The 20181-nt window shown below is 70.3% G+C and carries 12 protein-coding genes; 5 read left to right on the forward strand and 7 right to left on the reverse strand.

Annotation, left to right across the window (positions count from 1 at the left end):
• Positions 1-346: 346 nt before the first annotated feature.
• Both AOK08_RS13720 and AOK08_RS13725 read left to right on the forward strand, forming a co-directional pair.
• A complete protein-coding gene (locus AOK08_RS13720; RefSeq protein WP_055525816.1) occupies positions 347-2014 on the forward strand; it encodes a type 2 periplasmic-binding domain-containing protein in 1668 nt (555 codons plus the stop codon).
• 281 nt (positions 2015-2295) lie between these two features.
• Positions 2296-3012, forward strand: coding sequence for a glycoside hydrolase family 12 protein (locus AOK08_RS13725; protein ID WP_055525817.1), 717 nt, complete (start codon positions 2296-2298; stop codon positions 3010-3012).
• Positions 3013-3097: 85 nt separating this feature from the next.
• On the opposite strand, the gene AOK08_RS13730 is transcribed toward AOK08_RS13725, so the two are convergent.
• The 4 genes from AOK08_RS13730 to AOK08_RS13745 all read right to left on the reverse strand — a co-directional run bounded on the left by AOK08_RS13730 (position 3098) and on the right by AOK08_RS13745 (position 10822).
• Positions 3098-4879 carry a cellulase family glycosylhydrolase gene (locus tag AOK08_RS13730; protein WP_055525818.1) on the reverse strand — a complete coding sequence of 594 codons (1782 nt, stop codon included), beginning with the start codon at positions 4877-4879 and terminating at the stop codon, positions 3098-3100.
• 175 nt (positions 4880-5054) lie between these two features.
• Positions 5055-6569, reverse strand: coding sequence for a glycoside hydrolase family 43 protein (locus tag AOK08_RS13735; protein ID WP_079054007.1), 1515 nt, complete (start codon positions 6567-6569; stop codon positions 5055-5057).
• Positions 6570-6650: 81 nt separating this feature from the next.
• On the reverse strand, positions 6651-8795 hold the full coding sequence (locus tag AOK08_RS13740) for an alpha-galactosidase (RefSeq protein WP_055525819.1): 2145 nt from the start codon (positions 8793-8795) through the stop codon (positions 6651-6653).
• A complete protein-coding gene (locus AOK08_RS13745; protein ID WP_055525820.1) occupies positions 8792-10822 on the reverse strand; it encodes a beta-galactosidase in 2031 nt (676 codons plus the stop codon). Before AOK08_RS13745 ends, AOK08_RS13740 begins: the two co-directional genes overlap by 4 nt.
• Before the next feature lie 358 nt (positions 10823-11180).
• Here AOK08_RS13745 and trpC point away from each other — a divergent pair, with 358 nt between their 5' ends.
• Positions 11181-11966 carry an indole-3-glycerol phosphate synthase TrpC gene (trpC, locus tag AOK08_RS13750; protein WP_055525821.1) on the forward strand — a complete coding sequence of 262 codons (786 nt, stop codon included), beginning with the start codon at positions 11181-11183 and terminating at the stop codon, positions 11964-11966.
• A gap of 297 nt (positions 11967-12263) precedes the next feature.
• Here trpC and AOK08_RS13755 read toward each other — a convergent pair whose 3' ends face one another.
• From AOK08_RS13755 to AOK08_RS13765, 3 genes are all read right to left on the reverse strand, one after another.
• On the reverse strand, positions 12264-14723 hold the full coding sequence (locus AOK08_RS13755) for a SpoIIE family protein phosphatase (RefSeq protein ID WP_055525822.1): 2460 nt from the start codon (positions 14721-14723) through the stop codon (positions 12264-12266).
• Between the two features lie 404 nt (positions 14724-15127).
• Positions 15128-16681 (reverse strand): RICIN domain-containing protein, encoded by a 1554-nt coding sequence (locus AOK08_RS43085; protein WP_079054008.1) that lies wholly within the window; start codon positions 16679-16681, stop codon positions 15128-15130.
• A gap of 320 nt (positions 16682-17001) precedes the next feature.
• Positions 17002-18609 (reverse strand): alpha/beta hydrolase, encoded by a 1608-nt coding sequence (locus tag AOK08_RS13765; protein ID WP_241826942.1) that lies wholly within the window; start codon positions 18607-18609, stop codon positions 17002-17004.
• A 432-nt stretch (positions 18610-19041) separates the two neighbouring features.
• Between AOK08_RS13765 and AOK08_RS45690 the strand changes: the two genes are divergently transcribed.
• Together AOK08_RS45690 and AOK08_RS13770 are read left to right on the forward strand one after the other, a co-directional pair.
• Complete coding sequence (locus tag AOK08_RS45690) at positions 19042-19395, forward strand: hypothetical protein (protein ID WP_157876664.1); 354 nt, start codon at positions 19042-19044, stop codon at positions 19393-19395.
• A gap of 89 nt (positions 19396-19484) precedes the next feature.
• The coding region (locus AOK08_RS13770; protein WP_198539261.1) for an amino acid permease at positions 19485-20181 on the forward strand (697 nt) is incomplete at its 3' end.

Here is a 20181-nt window from a genome sequence, read left to right on the forward strand (position 1 = left end):
CTCTGCTCCGGGCGCCAAAAGAATTCGAAGCGCTTCGATGCTCTTCAGACACCAGGACTCGTGTCAAGACATCGACACCACCACATCCAGCAGGGCTTATGCAGAGCCTCCGCCAGTCCTCGGAGGAATCTTGGATGCGACTCTTGTGCGCCAATGTGCGGTCACTTAACCTCGCAGCAACATCGAAGCGCTTCGACTATGAATCGCACGCAGTCATGGGATGTCTGCTTCTACTCCGCTGTGCTCTGCTCTGTCGAGTTCAGTTCAGTTCAGCCAGTTCCAGTCACGACACCGCAGCCGACGGTTCGCCGTCGGGTGTCCAGGTGCGCCATGAAGGGTTGACGCAATGACGCCGAACGCCGCTTCCGCCTCCTCCGGTCCGAGCCGGAGAAGCTTCCTCGCCTCGACGGCGGTCGCCACGGCCGCCGTGGCGGGCGGGATGCCGTTGCTTTCCGCCTGTGGCGGGTCGGACAACGGGTCGCGCGAGGGCGCCACAACGGGCAAGGCCGCCGACAAGCTGCTCCCGACGTATGTCGCCAGCACGGTCGCCACACCGGACATCCCGTCGAAGAACGGTTCGTCGGCCGGCTACACCAGCAAGGTCGACCTGGCGGCCCTCGCCACCGCGGTCCCGCAAAAGCTCGGTACCGGCGCCCCTGTCAGAATCATGTCCCCGCTCTGGGGCACCCCGCCGAAGGCCGACTGCGCCTACTACGCGGCGGTCGACGCCGCGGCCGGCACCAAGATCACCTGGCAGAACCAGGACGGCAACACCTACGGCCAGAAGCTCGGCGCGATCCTCGCCTCCAGCTCCATACCCGACATGGTGGTCGTGCCCAACTGGGAACTGGTCGGCAAGATCGCGAACGCGGTCACCGCGAAGTTCATGGACCTGGGCCCGTACATCGCGGGCGACAAGGTGAAGAAGTATCCGAACCTGGCCGCGATCCCGTCCGACTCCTGGCGGATGGGCATCTTCGGGGGCGCGCTGCGCGGCATTCCGATGCCCACCGCCCCCGCGAGCTCGATCATGCCCTACTACCGCAAGGACATCTTCGACAAGAAGGGCTACACGGTCCCCAAGTCGGCCGACGAGTTCCTGAGTTGGGCCAAGGAAGCCACCAGCGCCAAGGCCAAGGTGTGGGCCTGCGGCGACATGAGCTGGGTCTCGGGGAGCATCTTCGGCGCCTGGCCCGGCTGGAACATCGATGCCGACGGCAAGGTGAAATACGGCATCGAGCAGCCCGAATACCTCGAAGCCCTGGAATGGACCCGCAAACTGTTCGACGCCGGCGTTGTCCACCCCGACGACAGGGCGCGCTCGGGTGACGCGGGCCAGCGGTTCACCGCCGGACAGATCCTGGTCTTCGTCAGCGATGTCTCCGCCTGGTATCAGCAGACCGCCGAACAGGCCAAGGCCAACCCGGGCTTCCAGATGGACGCCATGGACATCTTCGGCGCCGACGGCGGCAACCCGAAGCTGTACGCGTCCTCGCCCGCCAACATCTGGTCGATGATCCGCAAGGGCGCCTCGAAGGAGACCGTGGAGAACGCGCTGGCCGCCGCCGACTTCGCCGCCGCGCCCTATGGGACCAAGGAGCGGATGCTCGTCGACTACGGCGCCGAGGGCACGCATTACACGGTCAAGAACGGCGTCCCGGTCAAGACCGACCAGGGCAACGCCGAGGTGATCAACGCCTGGAACATGCTGTCGGCCCCGGCGCCCTATTTCGCCCACCCCGACTTCCCGGACGTCGCCCGCAAGCAGGCCGAGTACCAGCAGCGGATGGGCGCCTTCATGAAGAAGACGTCCACCTATGGCATGAAGATCGTGGAGCCGACCCGCTACGCCAACCTCGCCAGCCAGCACGAGGAGTTGCAGAACGACTACGTCCGGGGCCACAAGAGCCTGTCCGACGTGCAGGCGGCCATCTCCACCTGGAGGTCCTCCGGCGGCGACAAGCTGCGCGACTGGTACAAGGAGCTGATCGACAAGAACGGCAGCGGCAACTGATGTCTCTCGCGGCGGGACGAGGCCCGGCGGGAATCGTCCCGCCGGGCTGACCGCCCGGATGTCCGCCGCACGGGGTGCCACCGGCAGTCCGGCGGCGACCGCAGCGCCGTTGTGGCTGGTCGCGCAGTTCCCCGCGCCCCTTCGGGGGCGCGTTTCCTTCCCCCCATTTACTTCTTCCCGCGACGCGGAGCCGATCCGTCTCGTCGCCGGAGAGGACCGCGTCCCCAGTCAGGGGGCGTGGTAGCACCCCACATTTCCCCCCACCCGTGGAAGGGACACCCATGGCGAAGAAGCTGATCCGCAGGACAACCATGGCGGTACTGGCGCCGGCGATGGCTCTCGGTGCCACCGTCGGACTCGCCTCCGCCCCCGCTTCGGCAGCGGTCTGGAACTCCTGCGACCAATGGGCCAGTACCACGCTGGACGGCTACAAGCTCTACAACAACATCTGGGGCTCCGGCGCCGGCAGCCAGTGCACCTGGGCCAACTCCGGTACCACCTGGGGTGTCTGGGCCAACCACCCCAACACCGGCGGTATCAAGTCCTACGCCAACTCGACGAAGACGATCAACAAATCGATCGACTCCCTCGGCCGGCTCACCAGCAACTACAACGTCAGCGTCCCGTCGTCCGGCGCGTACAACACGTCGTACGACATCTGGGACACCGACCACCAGTACGAGATCATGCTGTGGGTCAACCACACCGGTGCCGTCGGCCCGATCGGCTCCTGGCAGGCCACTGTCTCGCTGGGCGGCCACAACTGGAACGTCTACAAGGGCACCAACGGGTCGAACCAGGTGTTCTCGTTCCTGCGGACGTCCAACTCCAGCTCCGGCACCGTGGACGTCAAGCCGATCCTCAACTGGCTTGCCCACACCAAGGGCTGGATGCCCGGCAGCGAGACCATCGGCGACGTGCAGTTCGGCTATGAGATCACCTCGTCGTCCGGCGGACTCAACTTCACCACCAACAACCTGACCGTCAGCGGCGGCTGAGCAGGCATCAGGGCCGAGGCCGGTCCGCGCTCCCGTGAGGGGCGCGGACCGACCTCGGCCCTTTTCGCGTGGCGCTGGCGGAAGGTCAGGACGCCTTGACAGGCGTACCGGTGACCGAGTCCCCGGACTTCGTGACCTTGTACTTCACCTTGGCGCCGCTCTGGAAGTGGAAGGTCAGCGTCGCCGCCTCGCCGTCACGCAGTGCCTTCAGGTAATCGGTGGTCAGGATGATCGTGCCGTTCGAGTAGTCCGGCCGGAAGGCCTGGTTGAACTCCTGGAACGGAGTCCAGCTCGTCGGGCCGGCGTTGCTGCCGTCGGCGTACGTCGACTCCATGGTCGCCAGCTCGTCACCCTGGTACTTGACGGGAACGGTGAACGCCGTCGCCGTGCCCGTGGCCTCCGACAGCACCGGAGTGTCGTTGGTGACGATGTCGATGTTCCAGGGCAGGCCCTTGGAGAACTTGGCCTGGATCGTCGAGTTGACCCCGTACTCCCGGTCGCCGGCCAGCCGGGTCAGCGCCCGGGCCGTGATGTTGAGCCGGTTGTCGAAGACGCTGTAGTCCCGGCCCTCGGCAAGCTTGGTGCTGCCGCTCCACAGCCCCCGGAACTCGGTGCCGTTCGGGTTGAGGGTGAGCGACTGGTCCGTGATCCGGCCCGACTTCGCCACGTAGACCCTGTCGAAGGACGCGGTTCCCGAGCGGGTCGTCCAGCTCGACTTGATCCAGGCGTACAGGGCGGGGTCCTGCCACTTCAGGGTGTCCCGGTTCAGGTAGGCGAAGGTTCCGGGGTCCCACAGGGCGGTGGTGACGCCGGCCTCGCGCGCCGCGTATCCGACCTGCTCGTAGTACTTCAGCGCCTCACCCCGCTCGACACGGCTGGGCCAGTTGTGGTCGGGATAGGCCAGCAGGCCGTACTCGCCGACGTAGACCGGGATGCCCCTGTCGACGAAGATGCGGTGCATACGGGCGAAGACGTCGGTCAGGTCGTTCTGCGTGATGGCGTCGTACCGCGTGCCGCCCGCGACGTTCACGCTGAACGGGTAGTAGCTGTAGTAGTGGACGGTCGCGACCAGGTTGTTGTCCTTGTTCTTGTCCCTGAGGCCGCTGATCGTGGTGTACAGGTCGTCCATGAGGTCCTGGGACGGGGTGCCGCCCTGGGTGGTCAGGACGAGCAGACGGTTCTTGTTCCCGCCGCCCGAAGCGCGGACGATCTTGTGGAACGAGGTGTTCAGCTCGTCCATGTACTGGGTCTTCTGCGCGGCCGTGGCGTCGCCGTAGGCCGGTTCGTTGATGCTCTCGAAGAGCAGGGTGCGCGGCTCGCTCCGGAACGACGCGGCGATCTGGGTCCACAGGGCCTTGTAGCGGGCGAGCACGTTGTCGTGGTCGGTGGAGATCTTCCAGACCCACTGCCACGAGTCGTGGTGGACGTTGAGCACCACGTAGAGCTTCTCGGCCTGCGCCCAGTCGACCACCTCCTTGACGCGGCTCACGTACGCGGCGTCGACGGCGTAGGGCGCGGTCTCGGACTGGTGCGCGCTCCAGGTCACCGGGATACGGACGCTGCGGTAGCCCTGCGCCCGGAGGGTCTTGAACAGCTCCTGGCTGGCCTTGGGGTTGCCCCAGGACGTCTCGTCGGGAATCGCGTCCAGGGTGTTGCCCAGGTTCCAGCTGGGCTGCATCGCCGCGACCGCGTCCATGGCGCGGGCCGGAACCTTGACGTCGGAGGCTCCGCGCTGTGGGACGCCGACGGGCGCGGCGAGCGCGGTGCTGCCGGACAGGCCCAGTACGACGAGCAGCGCCATCAGCACGCCGGCCAGGCGGCCGGGGCCGCGTCCGCGGTGGTGTGCGGGTCTGCGTATGTCCTTCACGTGTCATGCCTTTCGGTCGGTGGTGCGGGTGATCCGGTCCGTGGCCGGGCAGCGGCAGGGAGCCGCCGGCCGGCCACGCGCATGGCGGACCGCCCTGCGTCCCCGTCATCAGCGGAGAGACAGAGAGACAGAGAGGTGCGGGGCGGCGGGGACGGAGAAGAAGAGGGAGCCTGGTTCAGCCGCTCAGGGGCTCGTAGTCGAACCAGTCGAAGTGGACGGCGCCCGCTGTGGCGTACATGCCGATGACCCGGCCCGTGAAGCCCCCGGCGACCTCCGTCGACAGATAGCGGCCGTCCAGGGTCGCGAGCGCGTTGAACGTGCCGTCGGGCCCCTCGACGCCGAGGGAGACGACATCGGGTCCCGTGCACGGCCCGTGCGGCGACGGCGGATCCGCGACGGTGACGGCGAGGACCACCGGCCCGGCGGGCACGGACTGTTCGGCCACGACCGTGCGCAGGGAGCCGACGCGCGCGACCACCCGCACCTGTGTGCCGGACGCCTCGATCTCGTAGTGGTGCTGCTCGTCGAGCCGTACGGCGAGCCCACCGCTCCCCTCGGAGGCGTCGACCAGAGTGCGCGCCCGGCACGACTGGTGCTGCTGGCGCCGGCCGGTGAACACCACGTCCGGCTCGTCCAGGGAGATGCCCCGCGCGCGGAGCGTCAGCCAGCCGGGGCGCTCCTTGGTGGTGCAGAGTTCGGCGGGCCGGTCGCGCACGGAGATCCAGGACGGTCGCAGTTCGGCGTGGTCGAAGTCGTCCCGCCGCTCCTCGACCGGGCCGGGGACGAGCGGCCACGGGAGTTCGGGCAGGTCGAGGGTGACCTCGCCGACGACCGGCCAGCCGTCCACCCAGGTCACGGGGGCCAGGAAGGTCTCCCGGCCGAGCACGTGCCAGCCCGGTGTGCCGCCGCCCGGCCGGACGCCGAGGAACACCATCCACCACGAGTCGTCGGGGCCCTGGACCAGGTCGGCGTGCCCGGTGTTCTGGACGGGGTGGTCGGTGCTCCGGTGGGTGAGGATCGGGTTGTCCGGGCACGGCTCGAACGGGCCGTTGGGTGTCCGGCCGCGCGCGATCGAGACGCCGTGGCCGCGTTCGGTGCCGCCCGCGGCGATCAGCAGGTACCAGTAGTCGCCGATCCGGTACAGGTGCGGTGCCTCGGGGGCTTTGGCGCCGGGCCCGCCGGACCAGAGCCGCTCCGGAGTGCCGTACGTCTGCCCGGTGGACGGGTCGATCCTGAGTTGCGAGACCCCGGCGACCGTGCACCAGCAGGTGCCGTCCTCGTCCCAGGCCAGGTCGGGATCGATGCCGGGGACCCCCGGTGCCCAGATGGGGTCCGACCAGGGGCCGGCCGGGTCGGTGGCCGTGACGATGAAGTTGCCGCCGCCCTCGGTGCAGTTGGTGACGATCAGCCAGAAGCGGCCGTCGTGATGGCGCAGGGTGGGGGCGTAGATCCCGCCGGAGGACCACGTGCCCGTCAGCCGCAGTTGCTCGGGCCGGTCCAGGACGTTGCCGATCTGCGTCCAGTGCACCAGGTCACGGCTGTGGAAGAGAGGCACCCCGGGGAAGTACTCGAAGCTGGAGCACGCCAGGTAGTAGTCGTCGCCGACGCGGCAGACGCTGGGGTCGGGGTGGAAGCCGGGGATCACGGGGTTGGTCAGGCGTCGTTCGTCCGGCTGGCTCAGAGGGGGCACCCGAAAGGTCCTCTCGCGGTTCGTCGTGCGGGCGTGGATTGTTTCAACAAGCGATTCAGAAAGGTGCTTCAGCAAGCTGCTTCAGCGGGGTGGTTCAGGGGCGCCGGAGTCCGTGGGGCTGATGCGGAGCAGTACGGCGGAGGGGGCGGTCGGCAGGGTCAGGCTCAGTTCGGCCGTGCCGGGCGTCCAGACGGAAACGGCCGGGCTGAGCGAGGGGTAGAGCACGTCGACCACGGCGGCGGTGTCCCGCAGATGGGGCAGGTGGAGGGCGGCCGTGGCGTCGGCTCCGGGACGGCGCCAGGCGGTGAGGTAGGTGGTGTCCGGGGTGCGCAGGGCCAGGGCGAGCCAGGGGTCGTCCCAGGCCGGCAGACCGAGCGGCCAGGACGGCACGGCTCGGGGCAGATCCGCGCGGATCGCCTTGTACTTCGCCACCGCCTCGTGGACCAGGGCGCGGGCCTCAGGCCCGAGTTCGGGAATGCGGCCGGAGAGATGGATCCGGCCGAGGAGCGCGTTGGCCATGGTGAAGGCCACCTCGTCGAGGGAGTCCTCCGGCTGGGGGTAGGCCCAGACGGCGCCCTGCTCCGGGGTGACGGCGGTGGGCGCGGAGGCCGCGATCGGCGCGTACAACTGGAGGTTCTGCTGGTCGCTGGTGGACTGCAGGTGCAGCCGGGACAGCATCGCGTCGTCCCAGCGCATACCGCCGGAGGAGCAGTTCTCCACCACCAGTCGCGGATGGCGGTCCAGGACGCCGTCGAGCCAGTCGAGGTGGGCGCGGTTGTGGCCCAGCAGTCCGGCGCCCGGTGTCTCGCCGGGGTGGGCGCTGGTGCCGGAGCCGGGGTCGATGTTGTGGTCGAGCTTGAGATAGCCGACGCCCCACTCGCCGACCAGCCGGTCCACGACCTGGTCCAGATGGGCGCGGGCGGCGGGGTGGCGCAGATCCAGGTGGTGGCGGCCGGACTCGGTGACCCGGACGCCGTCGCGGCGGAAGAACGCCTCGTCGGGCAGTGACTTCGCCATGGGGCTGCGCAGACCGATCATCTCCGGCTCCAGCCACAGCCCGGGAACCATGCCACGCTCGCGGATCCGGTCCAGTACCTCGTGGATCCCGCGCTCCCCGGGGAAGCGGGAGGCGGCCGGTTCCCAGGCGCCGACGGTGTCCCACCAGCCGCCGTTGTCGCCGTCGTACCAGCCGGCGTCGATGACGAAGTACTCCGCGCCCGCCTCGGCCGCCGCGTCGATGTGCGGGAGCAGTTTCTCGGTCGTGGGGTCGCCCATCAGGCAGTTCATGTAGTCGTTGAAGATGACGGGCAGGCGCTGATGGTCGTCGTGCGGGCGGCGCCGGACGCGGCGGTAGCGGGTCAGCGCGGCGAACGCCTCGTCGGGCGCGGCGGCGAGGGCGAGGGCGACGGGCACGGTACGGAACTCCGCGCCGGGCTCCAGCGGGTGCCGCCAGCCGTGGTGGGTGTCGGTGGGGCCGAACAGCGCCACATAGGCCGCCTCTTCGCGCGCGCCGCACTCCCAGTGCCAGCCCCCGCCGTTGTGCTCGATCTGCCACACCCGGGTGCGGCCGGTGCTCCGGTCCGTCAGGCCGCCCATGGGCAGGCGTCCGCAACTGGACCAGGTGCCCTGCCCGTTGAGGGCGAAGCCGGCCCGGCGGCTCCCGTAGTTGACGCGTCCGCTGCGGTCCGGTGAGGTCACGCGCATCGGCTGTCGCTGCCAGCGGCATTCGGCGAGCCAGTCGTTCTCGGCCCACAGCAGATCGGCCTGGTCGATGGCCTCTGGACCGTCCGCGAGAGTCCCCACGACAAGAGAGGACACGGACTCCAGGTGCAGGGCGGACTCCCCTTCGTTGCGCAGGGTCACCTCGCCGCGCAGCACCGGGATGCCGTCCGGCGACCGGTAGGCCACCTCCGCGACGAGTCCCGTCTCCGGATCGTGGAGTTCGACGGTGAGTATGTGCCAGTCGCCGTCGCGGGTCGCCTCGTGCGCGCGCAGCCGCAGCCGGCCGCCGAGGGACGTGTCGATGAGGTGCTGCCCCGACCAGCCGCGGCCGTGACCGGCGGCCGTCACCTCCACGAGAGGCAGCGGACGCGAGGCGCGCCGCTCGGGAGATGTGCCGCCCGGCACACCGAGGTGCGTGAGACGCGCTGTGCCGTCCTCGCCGACGCCGATCTCGACTTCCAGGGCCCGGTGGCCCCACCGGAGGGTCTGCGGTGCGGTGGTCATGGCTGCCTCTCCGGGACGGCGGAGACGACTGAGCGCTGCGCTCGGACGAGGCGGAGCACGACGCAGCCACCGGCGGGCAGCTCGGCCACCGTGCCGCCCGTGAGCAGGTCGTGGGCGGTCTCGGGCAGGGACACGGGTTCGGGCCCGTGGTTGATCAGGAAGCGCCAGCGGCGGCCGTCCGGGGCATGCCGGGTGACGGCCTCGACCAGCGGGGGCAGGCCAGGTACCTCGGGGTCCACCCCGGCCTCGTCGAGCAGCCGGGCGACGAGAGCGCCGTACCCGGCGTCGTCGAGGCGCGTCGAGACGTACCACGCCTGCCCGCTGCCGAAGGCGTGCCGGGTCAGTGCCGGGCTGCCGGTGAGCATCCCGTCGGTGTAGGCGGCGAGCGACTCGGCGCCCTCGGTGCGCAGGGACTCGCTCCAGGAGCTGCCCCGCGTACCGTCCGACAGGGTGATCTCCTCGGCCCGCCGCAGCGGCCGGTACTCCTCGACCCGGATGCCCAGCGCCTCGCGCAGGGGAGCGGCCGGGTAGCCGCCGAGACGGGCGTGGAGGCGCTCGTCCACATAGCCGCTCGCGTGCTGGACGAGAAGTGTCCCGCCGTCGGCGACATAACGGCGAAGATTCTCGGCCGCCCGGTTGGAGAGGAGGAACAGGGCGGGCGCGACGACCAGCGGGTAACGGCTCAACTCGTGTTCGGGGTGGGCGAAGTCGGCTGTGACTCCGGCGTCCCACAGCGCGCGGTGCGCCCGGCCGAGCGTCCCGTGGTAGTCGAGTTCGGGGGAGGGCAGGCCGTCCACGCCGAGCGCCCACCAGGCGTCCGGGTCGTGCAGTACGGCCACCCGCGCGGAGACCGTCGACCCCGCCACCTCGGCGAGTCGGGCGACCGCCTCCCCGGTCTGTGTGACCTCGCGGAAGATCCGGCTGTCGGGCCCGGCGTGCGGCACCATCGCCGAGTGCCAGGTCTCGGCGCCGGCCCGGGACTGCCGCCACTGGAAGAAGAGGGCGCCCTCCGAGCCGCGCGCGATGTGGCTCAGGGTGTGGCGCAGGATGTCGCCGGGGTCCTTGGCGAGGACCCGGTCGCCGTCGTACACGGTGTTGGTGCCCTGCTCCATCAGCAGCCAGGGACGGCCGCCGCCCAGCGACCGGACACGGTCCGCGTGGAAGGCGAGATCGGCGGCGGCGTCCGGACCGGGCGAGGAGGGGTACTGGTCCGAGGTGACCACGTCGAGTTCCCGGGCGAGGCCCCACAGATCGACGTTCTGGTACGAGGGCAGCATCAGGTTGGTCGTCACCGGCCGGTCGCTGTGCGCGCGGATCGCGTCACGCTGCTCGCGGTAGGCGGCGATGACCTCGTCGGCCCAGAAGCGGTGGAAGTCCAGGTGCTGGCCGGGGTTCTGGTGCCAGTTCGTCGCGCGCGGCGGCAGCACCTGTTCCCAGGAGGTGTAGCGCTGACTCCAGAACGCCGTCCCCCAGGCCTCGTTGAGGGCGTCGAGTGACCCGTGGCGGGTGCGCAGCCACACCCGGAAGGCGGCGGCGCTGTGGTCGCAGTGACAGAGGGTCGTGTACTCGTTGTGCACATGCCACAGCGCGAGGGCGGGATGATCGCCGTAGCGCTCGGCGAGCGCCCCGGCGATCCGGCGGGCGGCGCCGCGGTACGCGGGTGCGGTCAGGCAGTACGTGTCCCGGCTGCCGTGGACCAGCCGGGTGCCGTCGGGCAGGACCATCAGCGCGTCCGGGTGGGCCAGGGTGAACCAGGGCGGCGGCGAGGCGGTGGGGGTGGCCAGGTCGACGGCCACGCCGTTCGCGTGCAGGCGCTCCAGATGGCCGTCCAGCCAGGTGAAGTCGTAGCGGCCCTCCTCCGGTTCCAGCAGCGACCAGGAGAACACCCCGACAGTGGCCAGGTTGACCCTGGCCCGGCCCATTAGCTCGTCGTCCTCCTTCCACACCGCCTCGTCCCACTGCTCGGGGTTGTAGTCCCCGCCGAAGGCCAGGCCCCCCAGGCGGTCGGTGATGCTGCGAGTCGTCATGACGGATCCTCGGGTGCGAAGTGCCGAATCGTGCTCCGGCCTCCCTGGGGGTGGCTGTCGAAGCGCTTCACTTTCTGGCGCAAGTTAACGGGCAACTTTCGTGAGAAACAAGAGTCCCTACTGCGAGATACTTTCTTCTGCTGGTCCCATTGACAGCCAGTCAGAGGCAATGGCATCGTCGAAGCGCTTCGACAGCGGTGTCGTCGCAGTCGTTCTCTTCAGCGCCGACCCTCTGACATCGCATGTCTCGTCTTCGGTCGGCCGCCGCTGCGGCTTCCGACCGAGGGCGAAATTCGCGCGCCGAGGGCAGGCCGATACGCTCGCCGTGATCGATCGACGATTCGGCAGGGAGAGTGCGATGACCGTTCTCGACGGGATTCTCGCGGGAGTTCGCGAGGACCTGGAACAACGTAAGAGTGCGACGCCGCTGGCGGAGCTGCGCTCCCGGGTGGCGGACGCGGCACCCGCGCTCGATCCTCTGCCCGCCTTCCGCGCGCCCGGGGTGTCGATCATCGCCGAGGTGAAGCGGAAGAGCCCCAGCAAGGGCGCGCTGGCGGACATCCCCGACCCGGCGTCCCTCGCGGCCCAGTACGCGGCCGGCGGCGCCGCCGCGATCAGCGTGCTCACCGAGGGCAGGCGTTTCGGCGGCTCCCTCGCCGATCTGGACGCCGTACGCGCCCGGGTCGACGTGCCCGTCCTGCGCAAGGACTTCATCGTCGACCCGTATCAGCTGTGGGAGGCCCGCGCGCACGGCGCCGACCTCGCGCTCCTCATGGTCGTGTCGCTGGACGACGCCCTGCTCGCGGACCTGATGGGACTGTGCAAGGACCTGGGGCTCACCCCGCTGGTGGAGGCGCACACGGCCGAGGAGGTACGGCGCGCCGCCGCCGTGGGGGCCGAGGTCCTCGGCATCAACGCGCGGGACCTGACCACGCTGGACGTGAACCGCGGCGTGTTCGCCGACCTCGTGTCGGGCATCCCCGAAGGCGCGGTCAGGGTCGCGGAGTCAGGGGTGGCGGGCCCGGAGGACGTCGCGGAGTACCGCGGCTGGGGAGCCGACGTCGTACTGGTCGGCGAGGCACTGGTCCGCTCGGGAGACCCGGCCACCGCCGTACGCGAGTTCATCGGAGCCGCCGGGGCGTGACGGCGCACGGCCCCGGTGGCCGGTGGCACGTCCGGGAACCGGAAAGGGCCCGGACCTCTCACCGCCGAGCCGCCGAGCCGCCGAGCCGCCGAGCCGCCGAGCGGCGGAACCATCGCCGAACCGTGGAGCCCGGTGGATCACCCCGGGTGGGATCCGGCGGCCCGCCGACGGCCGCCGGACCCGGTTCCATTCGCGGCTCGGGCGCGGATCCATTCGGAGCCTGGGTCTGGGTCTGGGCCTGGGCCTGGGGCTCTACGCGGCTCGGGCTCGGATCGCACCGAGGCCATGGCTCAGTTCTTACAGCGGCCCAGGCTCGTTGAGGCTCTGCGCGCACCAGATCGTCTTGCCGTCCGTGGTGTGCCGGGTGCCCCAGCCCTGGGTGAGCTGGGCGACGAGCAGCAGGCCCCGGCCGCCCTCGTCGAAGTCGCGTGCCCGGCGCAGGTGCGGTGCGGTGTTGCTGGAGTCGGAGACCTCGCAGATCAGGGAGGTGTCGCGGATCAGCCGCAGTCTGATCGGGGGCTCGCCGTACCGGATGGCGTTGGTGACCAGCTCGCTGACGACCAGTTCGGTGACGAAGGCCGCCTCGTCCAGGCCCCAGGCCGTCAACTGTTCGAGGGCGAACTTCCTGGCGAGCGGCACCTGAGCGGGGTCGGCATCGACCTCCCGGTCGGCGACATGCTGGGGATCCAGCGCGTGGGTGCGGGCGAGCAGCAGGGCGGCGTCGTCGGTGCGGTGGTCGGGAAGCATCGCGGCTGTCACCGTGTCGCACAGGGCCTCCAGCGAGGCGGTCGGGTGGTTCAGGACCCATTGCAGGTCGGCGATTCCCTGGTCGACGTCGCGCATCCGGCTTTCCACCAGTCCGTCGGTGTAGAGGGCGACGAGGCTGTTCTCGGGCAGTTCGATCTCGGTGGCCTCGAAAGGCAGCCCGCCGATGCCCAGCGGTGGTCCCGGCTGTGCGGGTGCCGGGGTGCTGGTGCCGTCCGGGGAGCTGATCAGCGGCAGCGGATGACCCGCGCTCGCCATGCTGAGGCGCCGGGAGACCGGGTCGTAGACGGCGTACAGGCAGGTGGCCCCGAACTCGCCGGTCGGCTGGAAGTGTTCGGCGGGCCGCAGATCGCTGGCGAGGTGGATGACCAGGTCGTCCAGATGGGTGAGCAGCTCGTCCGGCGGCAGGTCCACGTCGGCGAGCGTGCGGACCGCCGTACGCAGCCGGCCCATGCTGGCCGCCGCGTGCAGACCGTGACCGACCACGTCGCCGACGACCAGGGCGACCCGGGCACCGGAGAGCGGAATGACGTCGAACCAGTCACCGCCCACTTCCGCGCCGGTCCCGGCGGGCAGGTAGCGGAACGCCACCTCGACCGCCTCCTGGCTGGGCAGTCCCTGCGGGAGCAGGCTGCGCTGGAGGGTCAGCGCGGTCGCGCGCTCGCGCGAGTAGCGGCGGGCGTTGTCGATGGCGACGGCGGCCTTGGCGGCCAGCTCCTCGGCGAGGATCAGGTCGTCGGCGGTGAACGCCTCGGGCCGGTCCAGGCGGGAGAAGGCGACCACGCCGAGCAGCGCGCCGCGCGCCCGGAGCGGCACGGTGATCCGGCCGGTCAGTCCGTCCGCGGCGATGGACGCGTCGATCAGCGGGTTGCCCGGCGGCCAGTGGGCCGGGTCGGCGGCGAGACCGGGGCCGAACGCCCATTCGCTGCCCTCGCCGGGCTCGGCCGCGAGCTGGACCGTGGACCTGCCGGTGGCCATGCAGCGGGCGGCGACGGAATCGGGAGCGTGACTGCCCGGCACACTGGGCCCGCGAACCCGGTCCGGGTCCTCGATCGCGCTGTGCTGGGCGGCCCGGGTGAGCACGATGGTCGCGCCCGGGGTGAACTCGGACACGGAGGGCGGCTCCTCCCCGCGCAGCACCTCGGCGAAGAGATCCACCGTCACGAGGTCGGTGAATCGCGGCACCGGCGTCGTGGCGAGTTCCCGGGCGGTGCCGATCACGTCGAGTGTCCGGCCGATGCCCGCGCTGGCCTCGTTGAGCATGAGCAGGCGCTGCCGGGCCCAGTACTCGGCGCTCATGTCGAAACCCCAGTTGGCGACCCCGCGGACCGTGCCCCCGGCGTCCCGGACGGGCCAGATGCTGGTGGCCCAGGCGTTGGCGTAGTCGCTGCCGAGCGGCTGGAAGACGGTGATGAGACGCGCGGGCTTGCCCGTCCTCACCACCTCGGCGAGCTGGTCGGTGTAGGGCTTGTCGTCCCTTTCGGGAAACAGTGAGCGGTCGAACTCGGGAAACAGCTCGCGGTACTTCCTGCCGAGCACCTGCTCCTCGGAGTGCGCGATCACCCGGCCCGAGGAGGCGTTGATCCACAGGAACCGCAGCTCGGGGTCGTAGACACCCAGCGCGAAGGGGCACTGTTCGAAGGCCAGGTCGGCGATCACCGGTCGGCGTTCCCAGCGCTGGACGGTCACCGCGTGACCCAGTGCCAGGCCGTCGGCGTCGAACAGCGGGTGCGCCGACACCACGGCGTCCACGGTGGAACCGTCCCGGCGGAGCAGGGGGACGGGCCCCGCCTGGTCGGGGCCGTTGCCGTACGTCTCGGGGAAGCCGGGTGGCGGGGTACCGGCCAGCAGGTCGGACAGGGGGTGGCCGACGATGTCCTCCGCCGTCCAGTCCAGCAGCAGCCGCCCGCTCTCGCTCCAGCCGGTCACCACGCCGTCCAGGTCCACCACGAGCGCGGCGGCGCGGGCATCCTGCTTGCCGGCCATGTCCATGCGCCTCGCCTCCGTCAGGACAGCCCTGCCCGCCAGGGCTGGTTTCCAGCCACGGCTTCCAGCCTAGGGCCGCTTTTGCGCCACGGCGCTCCGGCCGATGCCGATCCCGGACGCCGGAGGCGGGGCCCGGAGCGGGGCCGGAACCCGGACCGGGGTTCGCCGACCCCGGTCCGGGTACCGGGCTCGGCCGACAGGGCCGGACACCGGTTCGCGTCTTTGCCGCGCGTCGTCGGATCACCCGCTCGGTACGCCGTACGTACGGCGATGAGGTTCCCGCCGGTGCGCCTGGGCGCGGTGAGGAGCGGCGGCGTACCCGTAAGCCGGGTCGAGGCGTGCCGTTTCAGGAGGCGGATGACCCGTAACCGGATCGTTGGTGCTTCCGGCCGGCCGGCCGGTCGGTGCCGTCACCAGCCGAGTGGCAGGCCGCCGATGTACTGGGTGAGGCGGTCGGCGATGAGCCGGTCGTCGTGGGCCGAGTAGTGCCAGTCGCAGCCGAGGAAGTCCAGGCCGGAGTCGTCGAGGGGCCAGTAGCGGACCCGGCTGTCGCCGGCGTCGTTGCGCGCCTTGACCACCTGCTGGACATGGCCGGCGTACTGCCCGGCGCCCACCGCGACGATGGTCGTGTCGGCCCCGTAGCGGGCGCGCAGCTTCTGGACGAAGTCGCCGTAGGCGCTGCGGTAGGCCGCCGCGAGACTCTCCGGCGTCCATGGCTCACCGGGGTTGACGGCGGTCGAGAAGTCGTTGGTGCCGAGGTTGACGACCACGAGCCGGGGGCGCCAGGTGCCCGGGTTCTGCCAGACGTCACCGGACACGTTCTGCAGAGCACGGTCGTAGAAGGTGCGGTACGTGACGTCCCGCGAGCCTCCGTTGTAGTTGCGGACCATGCCGAGGCCCGAGTACCCGTTGATCTGGTAGTCGGCGTTCAGCCTGCGGGCGGTGAGGGCGCCGTAGCTCACATCGGAGTTGGTGTTCCGCTTGACCTGGTCCCAGGTGCAGGTGCGGGAGGTCGACAGGTTGCCGTAGCCCACGGTGAGGGAGTCGCCGATGAACTCGATCTGGCGGCTCCGGGCGGCAGGCTTGCCCAGTACGGCACCGCCGGGCGCGGCGACGAAGCCTCCGAAGGTGCTGGTGTCTCCGGGAGTGTCGTTGCGCTTGACGAGCCGGACGGTGTGCGTGCTGTTCGACAGGCCGTTGATCCAGTGCGTGGTGTTGCCGGGGGTGACGAGCGTGGCGACGGTGGCCCCGTCGATCTGGACGTCGTAGTCGGCGGCCGAGTCGTTCAGCACGATGCCCACGCCGGTGCCGCTGAAGCGGCCCTCGAAGTACACGCCGGGCCAGCTGTACTGCACGGTGTTCCCGGCGTCCTTGACCCGCCCGGCGGTGTGCGCCTGCGCCAACACCCCTGTCGCACGGACGAGTTGCCATTGCTGGTTGGCGCCGCCCCAGTCGGTGAACTGCACGACCTTCGCGCCGTCGGCGGTGGAGGCGTTGTCGACCTCGACGGCCTTGCCGCTGTTGCGGTTGATCAGCCGGACATAACCGTCCGGGGAATCGGCAAGCCGGAACTGCTGGTTGGTGCCGTTGCCGTCACCCCACTGCACGACGTCCCCATGGTCGGCCGTCGAGTGGTTCAGGACATCCAGCACCTTCTCCGAGTGCTGCGCCCTCAGCCGGTAGAACCCGCCACCCGAGTCCACGAACTGGAAGTGCTGGTTGGCACTGTCGGTGCGCGGCCACTGCGTGAGAGCCGCCCCGTCCGACGCACTCCCCCCGGCCACGTCCAGCACCTTGCCACTGCCCCGGTTGACCAGCACATACCACGCGCCCGTGTCCACCGTGGCCGCCTGCGCCGTCCCCGCCGCACCCAACGCCGACAGGAGCGCCGCGAGTAAGGCGGTCACCGCGACCAGTACCCCGGTACGTCTCCCGTGTCCCGACCTCGGTGAGCTGGATGTCATATGCATGCCACACCTTTGCATTCGTGTCCTTTCCATCAGGCAGGGGAATGCAGGGTCAGGCACGAAGGTCGGCCATGTCGCCATGGGATGTCAATCGGCGTGCAGGGACGAAAACGCCATGCGGCTGGAAGGTTTGCGCTACTTGCCGCACTTTTCAGTCGTATTTCATGCACGCAGACATTCCATGTCTGTCCCCGTCGGCGCACCGGGCGGACTTCGCGCAACCGAATGGTGGCCGCTGGGTCGACGCCCGCCCCCGCCGGCCCGCGTGAAGAGGTCCCTCTCGCTTGCCGACCGGTTGCGAGAGGGACCTTGCCCGTTCAGGCCCTGGGGCCCCAGCCCTGCCGTCCCGTGCCCAGCAGGCCGGGCAGTGGGTTGGTGAGGCCGCCGGTCGGTGACTGGCGGCCGGCGGTCGGCCAGACCGCGGGGCAGTGGGTGTTCCGGCGCGGCGTCTTCAGGGTGAGGAGGTACTTGTCGATGGCCGCGCGTGCGCACGGGCTCAGCCAGTAGTCGCCGTGGCCGGCGCCGTCGTAGGTGAGGAGGACGGCCTCGCGGCCGATCTGGCGGGCCGCGTCGGAACCCCAGGAGTACGGTGTCGCCGCGTCGTAGCGGCTGTTGGTCATGAGGATCGGCGGGGTGCCCTTGACGCGGAGCCTGTGCGGCGGGTTGGCCACCTTGGCCGGCCAGTTCTGGCAGCCGGTCAGGTCGGTCCACGCCAGGGAGCTGAGCCGGGTGACGGGGGCGAGGCGGGCCAGCCGGCGTTCGTAGCGGGCGAGTGTGCCGTACGAGCGGACGTTGAAGTTGTAGTCCTGGCACGTCACCGGGAAGTACGGGAAGCCCACCGGCGCACCGCGCTGCCGGAGGGACCGCGCCGCGGCCGGGTTGGCCGCGTCCAGGTCGGCGAGGTACTGGGCGAACTGGGGCCAATCGTCCGGGTCGTACATGTTGACGAACGCCACATCCTGGAGATCCCGGGTGGTCACCGTGTGCGGCGGGTCGCCCGGCAGGACCAACTCGCCGGCTTTCGCGCGCTTGTAGAGCGAGCCGAACAGGGCGCGCGCGTCCCGGTCGTGGAGTACGCAGGACGGCGTACGGGCGCACCAGTCGGCGAACTGGCCGTACTCCTCCTCGATCGCGATCGTCTCGGTCCGCTGGTAGTCCCACGTGCCCAGGCTGTGGTCCATGTTGGAGTCGAGCGTCATCGCGCGCACCCGGCGCGGGTAGCGCTCGGCGTACTGCTGGCCGATGCCGGTCCCGTAGGAGACGCCGTAGTAGCTGATCCGCTTCTCACCGAGGCCGGCGCGGATCGCGTCCATGTCGCGGATGACGCTCGTCGTGTCCATGTGGTCGACGAGGGAGCCGGTGAGGGCGCGACAGCTGACGCCGAGTGCGCGGTTCGCCCGGCGGAGCGTGGTGAAGGAGGCCGCGCTGTCCGGGTAGAGCAGTCCGGCCCGCGCCGTCACCCGGTCGCTGTCGCACCTCACCGGGTTGCTGCGGGCGACACCGCGCGGGTCGAAGCCCACGATGTCGAAGCGCTCCAGGAGTGCGGGGGAGAAGCTCTCGGGTGCGCCGAACGCGAAGTCCACGCCCGAGCCGCCCGGCCCGCCGGGGTTGATCAGGAGCGAGCCGATCCTCCGCGCCGGGTTCGTGGCCGGATGACGGTTGAGCGCCAGCTCGATGGTTTCGCCGTGCGGCTTCTTCCAGTTCACGGGCACGGTGAGGGTGCCGCACTCGAAGGTGCCCTGTCCGGAGGGCGCTTCACAGGGTTCCCAGGCTATGCGCCCGGACGGCTGGGGCCCGGCCGAGGGGGCGGCGACGGCGGTCCCGGCGAGCAACTGGCCGAACAGCGTGGTGACCAGGGCGCCGACGGCCAGTCTCCCGCGCCGGGTCTTGCGTGGATGCCGGGTCAGTGGGGGGTGGGATGACACGGATGTCCCTCCAGGTAACAGGAGTTCACAGATGCATCACAGGATGATCGCAACTCGCTTGTGACGCAAGGAAACTGATGTGGCGTCAGTGCCTGGTCGCGGACTCCACCCGCCCCCGTCGCGCGGCGTGGGCATGCGTCTGGCAACCCTGTCGCGGTGGCCGTATGCGGCTGCTTCGCGCGAGTTGGCGGCGGAGAGGCATGTGTCCGGGGGAGAACCGCACACGCTCGCGGGTGCTTCGCGGCCCACCCTCGCCGAGTTTATTCGGCCATTGCTGCGAACAGCTCGCGGACCGGTTCGGCGGCACCGCGATCCTTTTCGTCCCGGAACCGGACTGTGTCGTCGCCGTCGCCACCACGGTGCCCCAGGACGCCGCCTGCCGTCTCGCCTACCGCAGGGGGTCCCGCCGCCCATGGGATGAGGGGCCGCCCCGTGCGCGATCCGGGCCGGGCGGGCGCCGCCGCCGACGGCCCGGAAGCCGTGTGTGAGGCGCGCCGCCGGGGACGGGTGATCAGCCATGGCGCGGTGCGGCCCGGAGCCCACGCGGTCGCCGCTCCACCGGCCCGCGACGGAGACGTGCTGGACGCCCGCGTCATGTTCGTCTCGCACCGACAGGACCGCGTCGACGAGGCCACACCCGAAGTGGTCTCCGCCGCGCGAGCGGCCCGGGGCGTTTCCGCCGGGACCGCGCCAGGGCTGCCGTCCCGCACCCCTCGGCTGTCAACTGCCGCCCCCGCCAAAGAACTTCGGCGGGGGCGGCGGCCATTTCCGGCCGCCGGGCCTTGACACCCGCCATGAGCCCCAACACCATGTGCTCTCAACAAACGTACACCGCGTACGAATATCGCACAGTGGCGAACTGGAGGCTGATCGGGATGACAAGCCCTGATCGCACCACCCTGGCCCACGGCCGCCTGTCCCTGATCGGCGTGCTCACTCAGTCCATCGGCTTCATGGGACCGGTGTTCTCCGTCGCGGCCCTCCTGCCCCTGGTCGTCGGCCTGTCGGCCACCGGGCGCGGCGCCGGCACCGCCACTCCGATCGCGATCGCCATCGCGGGAATCGGCATCTGCGGCGTGGGTTGGGTGATAGCCCAGTACGCGAAACGGATCCATCTGTGCGGGTCGCTCTACGAGTACGTGAGCGACAGTGCCGGCCCACGCGTCGGCGTGGTCGCCGGGTGGCTCTACTACGGAGCCATGATGGTGCTGGGGGCGTCGACGTTCCTCGTCCTGGGCGGACTCACCCAGACCTGGCTCCTCAACTCCATTTCCGTGGACGTACCGTGGTGGCCCCTGTCGCTCGGATACGCCGCGCTCGTCGTCGCCCTTCTCGTGGTCGGCGTCCAGGTGTCCATCCGTACGCAGCTCGTGCTCGCGCTGGTCACCATCGTCGTCGTACTGGTCTTCTCCCTGGTCATCGTCTTCCGGGTCGGCACCAGCGGCCAGGGCCTGTCCGCCGAACCCTTCAACCCGTTCTCCGTGGGCAGCCTGGACCTTCTCTACGGCGTCCTCTACGGCATCAACATGTTCGTGGGCTTCGAATCGGCGGCCAACCTCGCCGAGGAGACCG

Origin of the sequence: Streptomyces graminilatus, assembly GCF_001418565.1 — a bacterium.
GTDB lineage: Bacteria > Actinomycetota > Actinomycetes > Streptomycetales > Streptomycetaceae > Streptomyces > Streptomyces graminilatus.

Excerpts from the sequence above, each read along its gene's own strand:
- AOK08_RS13720 (WP_055525816.1), top strand. The coding sequence starts at position 347 with ATGACGCCGAACGCCGCTTCCGCCTCCTCCGGTCCGAGCCGGAGAAGC.
- AOK08_RS13725 (WP_055525817.1), top strand. The coding sequence starts at position 2,296 with ATGGCGAAGAAGCTGATCCGCAGGACAACCATGGCGGTACTGGCGCCG.
- AOK08_RS13740 (WP_055525819.1), bottom strand. The coding sequence starts at position 8,795 with ATGACCACCGCACCGCAGACCCTCCGGTGGGGCCACCGGGCCCTGGAA.
- AOK08_RS13745 (WP_055525820.1), bottom strand. The coding sequence starts at position 10,822 with ATGACGACTCGCAGCATCACCGACCGCCTGGGGGGCCTGGCCTTCGGC.
- trpC (WP_055525821.1), top strand. The coding sequence starts at position 11,181 with ATGACCGTTCTCGACGGGATTCTCGCGGGAGTTCGCGAGGACCTGGAA.
- AOK08_RS13755 (WP_055525822.1), bottom strand. The coding sequence starts at position 14,723 with ATGGACATGGCCGGCAAGCAGGATGCCCGCGCCGCCGCGCTCGTGGTG.
- AOK08_RS43085 (WP_079054008.1), bottom strand. The coding sequence starts at position 16,681 with ATGACATCCAGCTCACCGAGGTCGGGACACGGGAGACGTACCGGGGTA.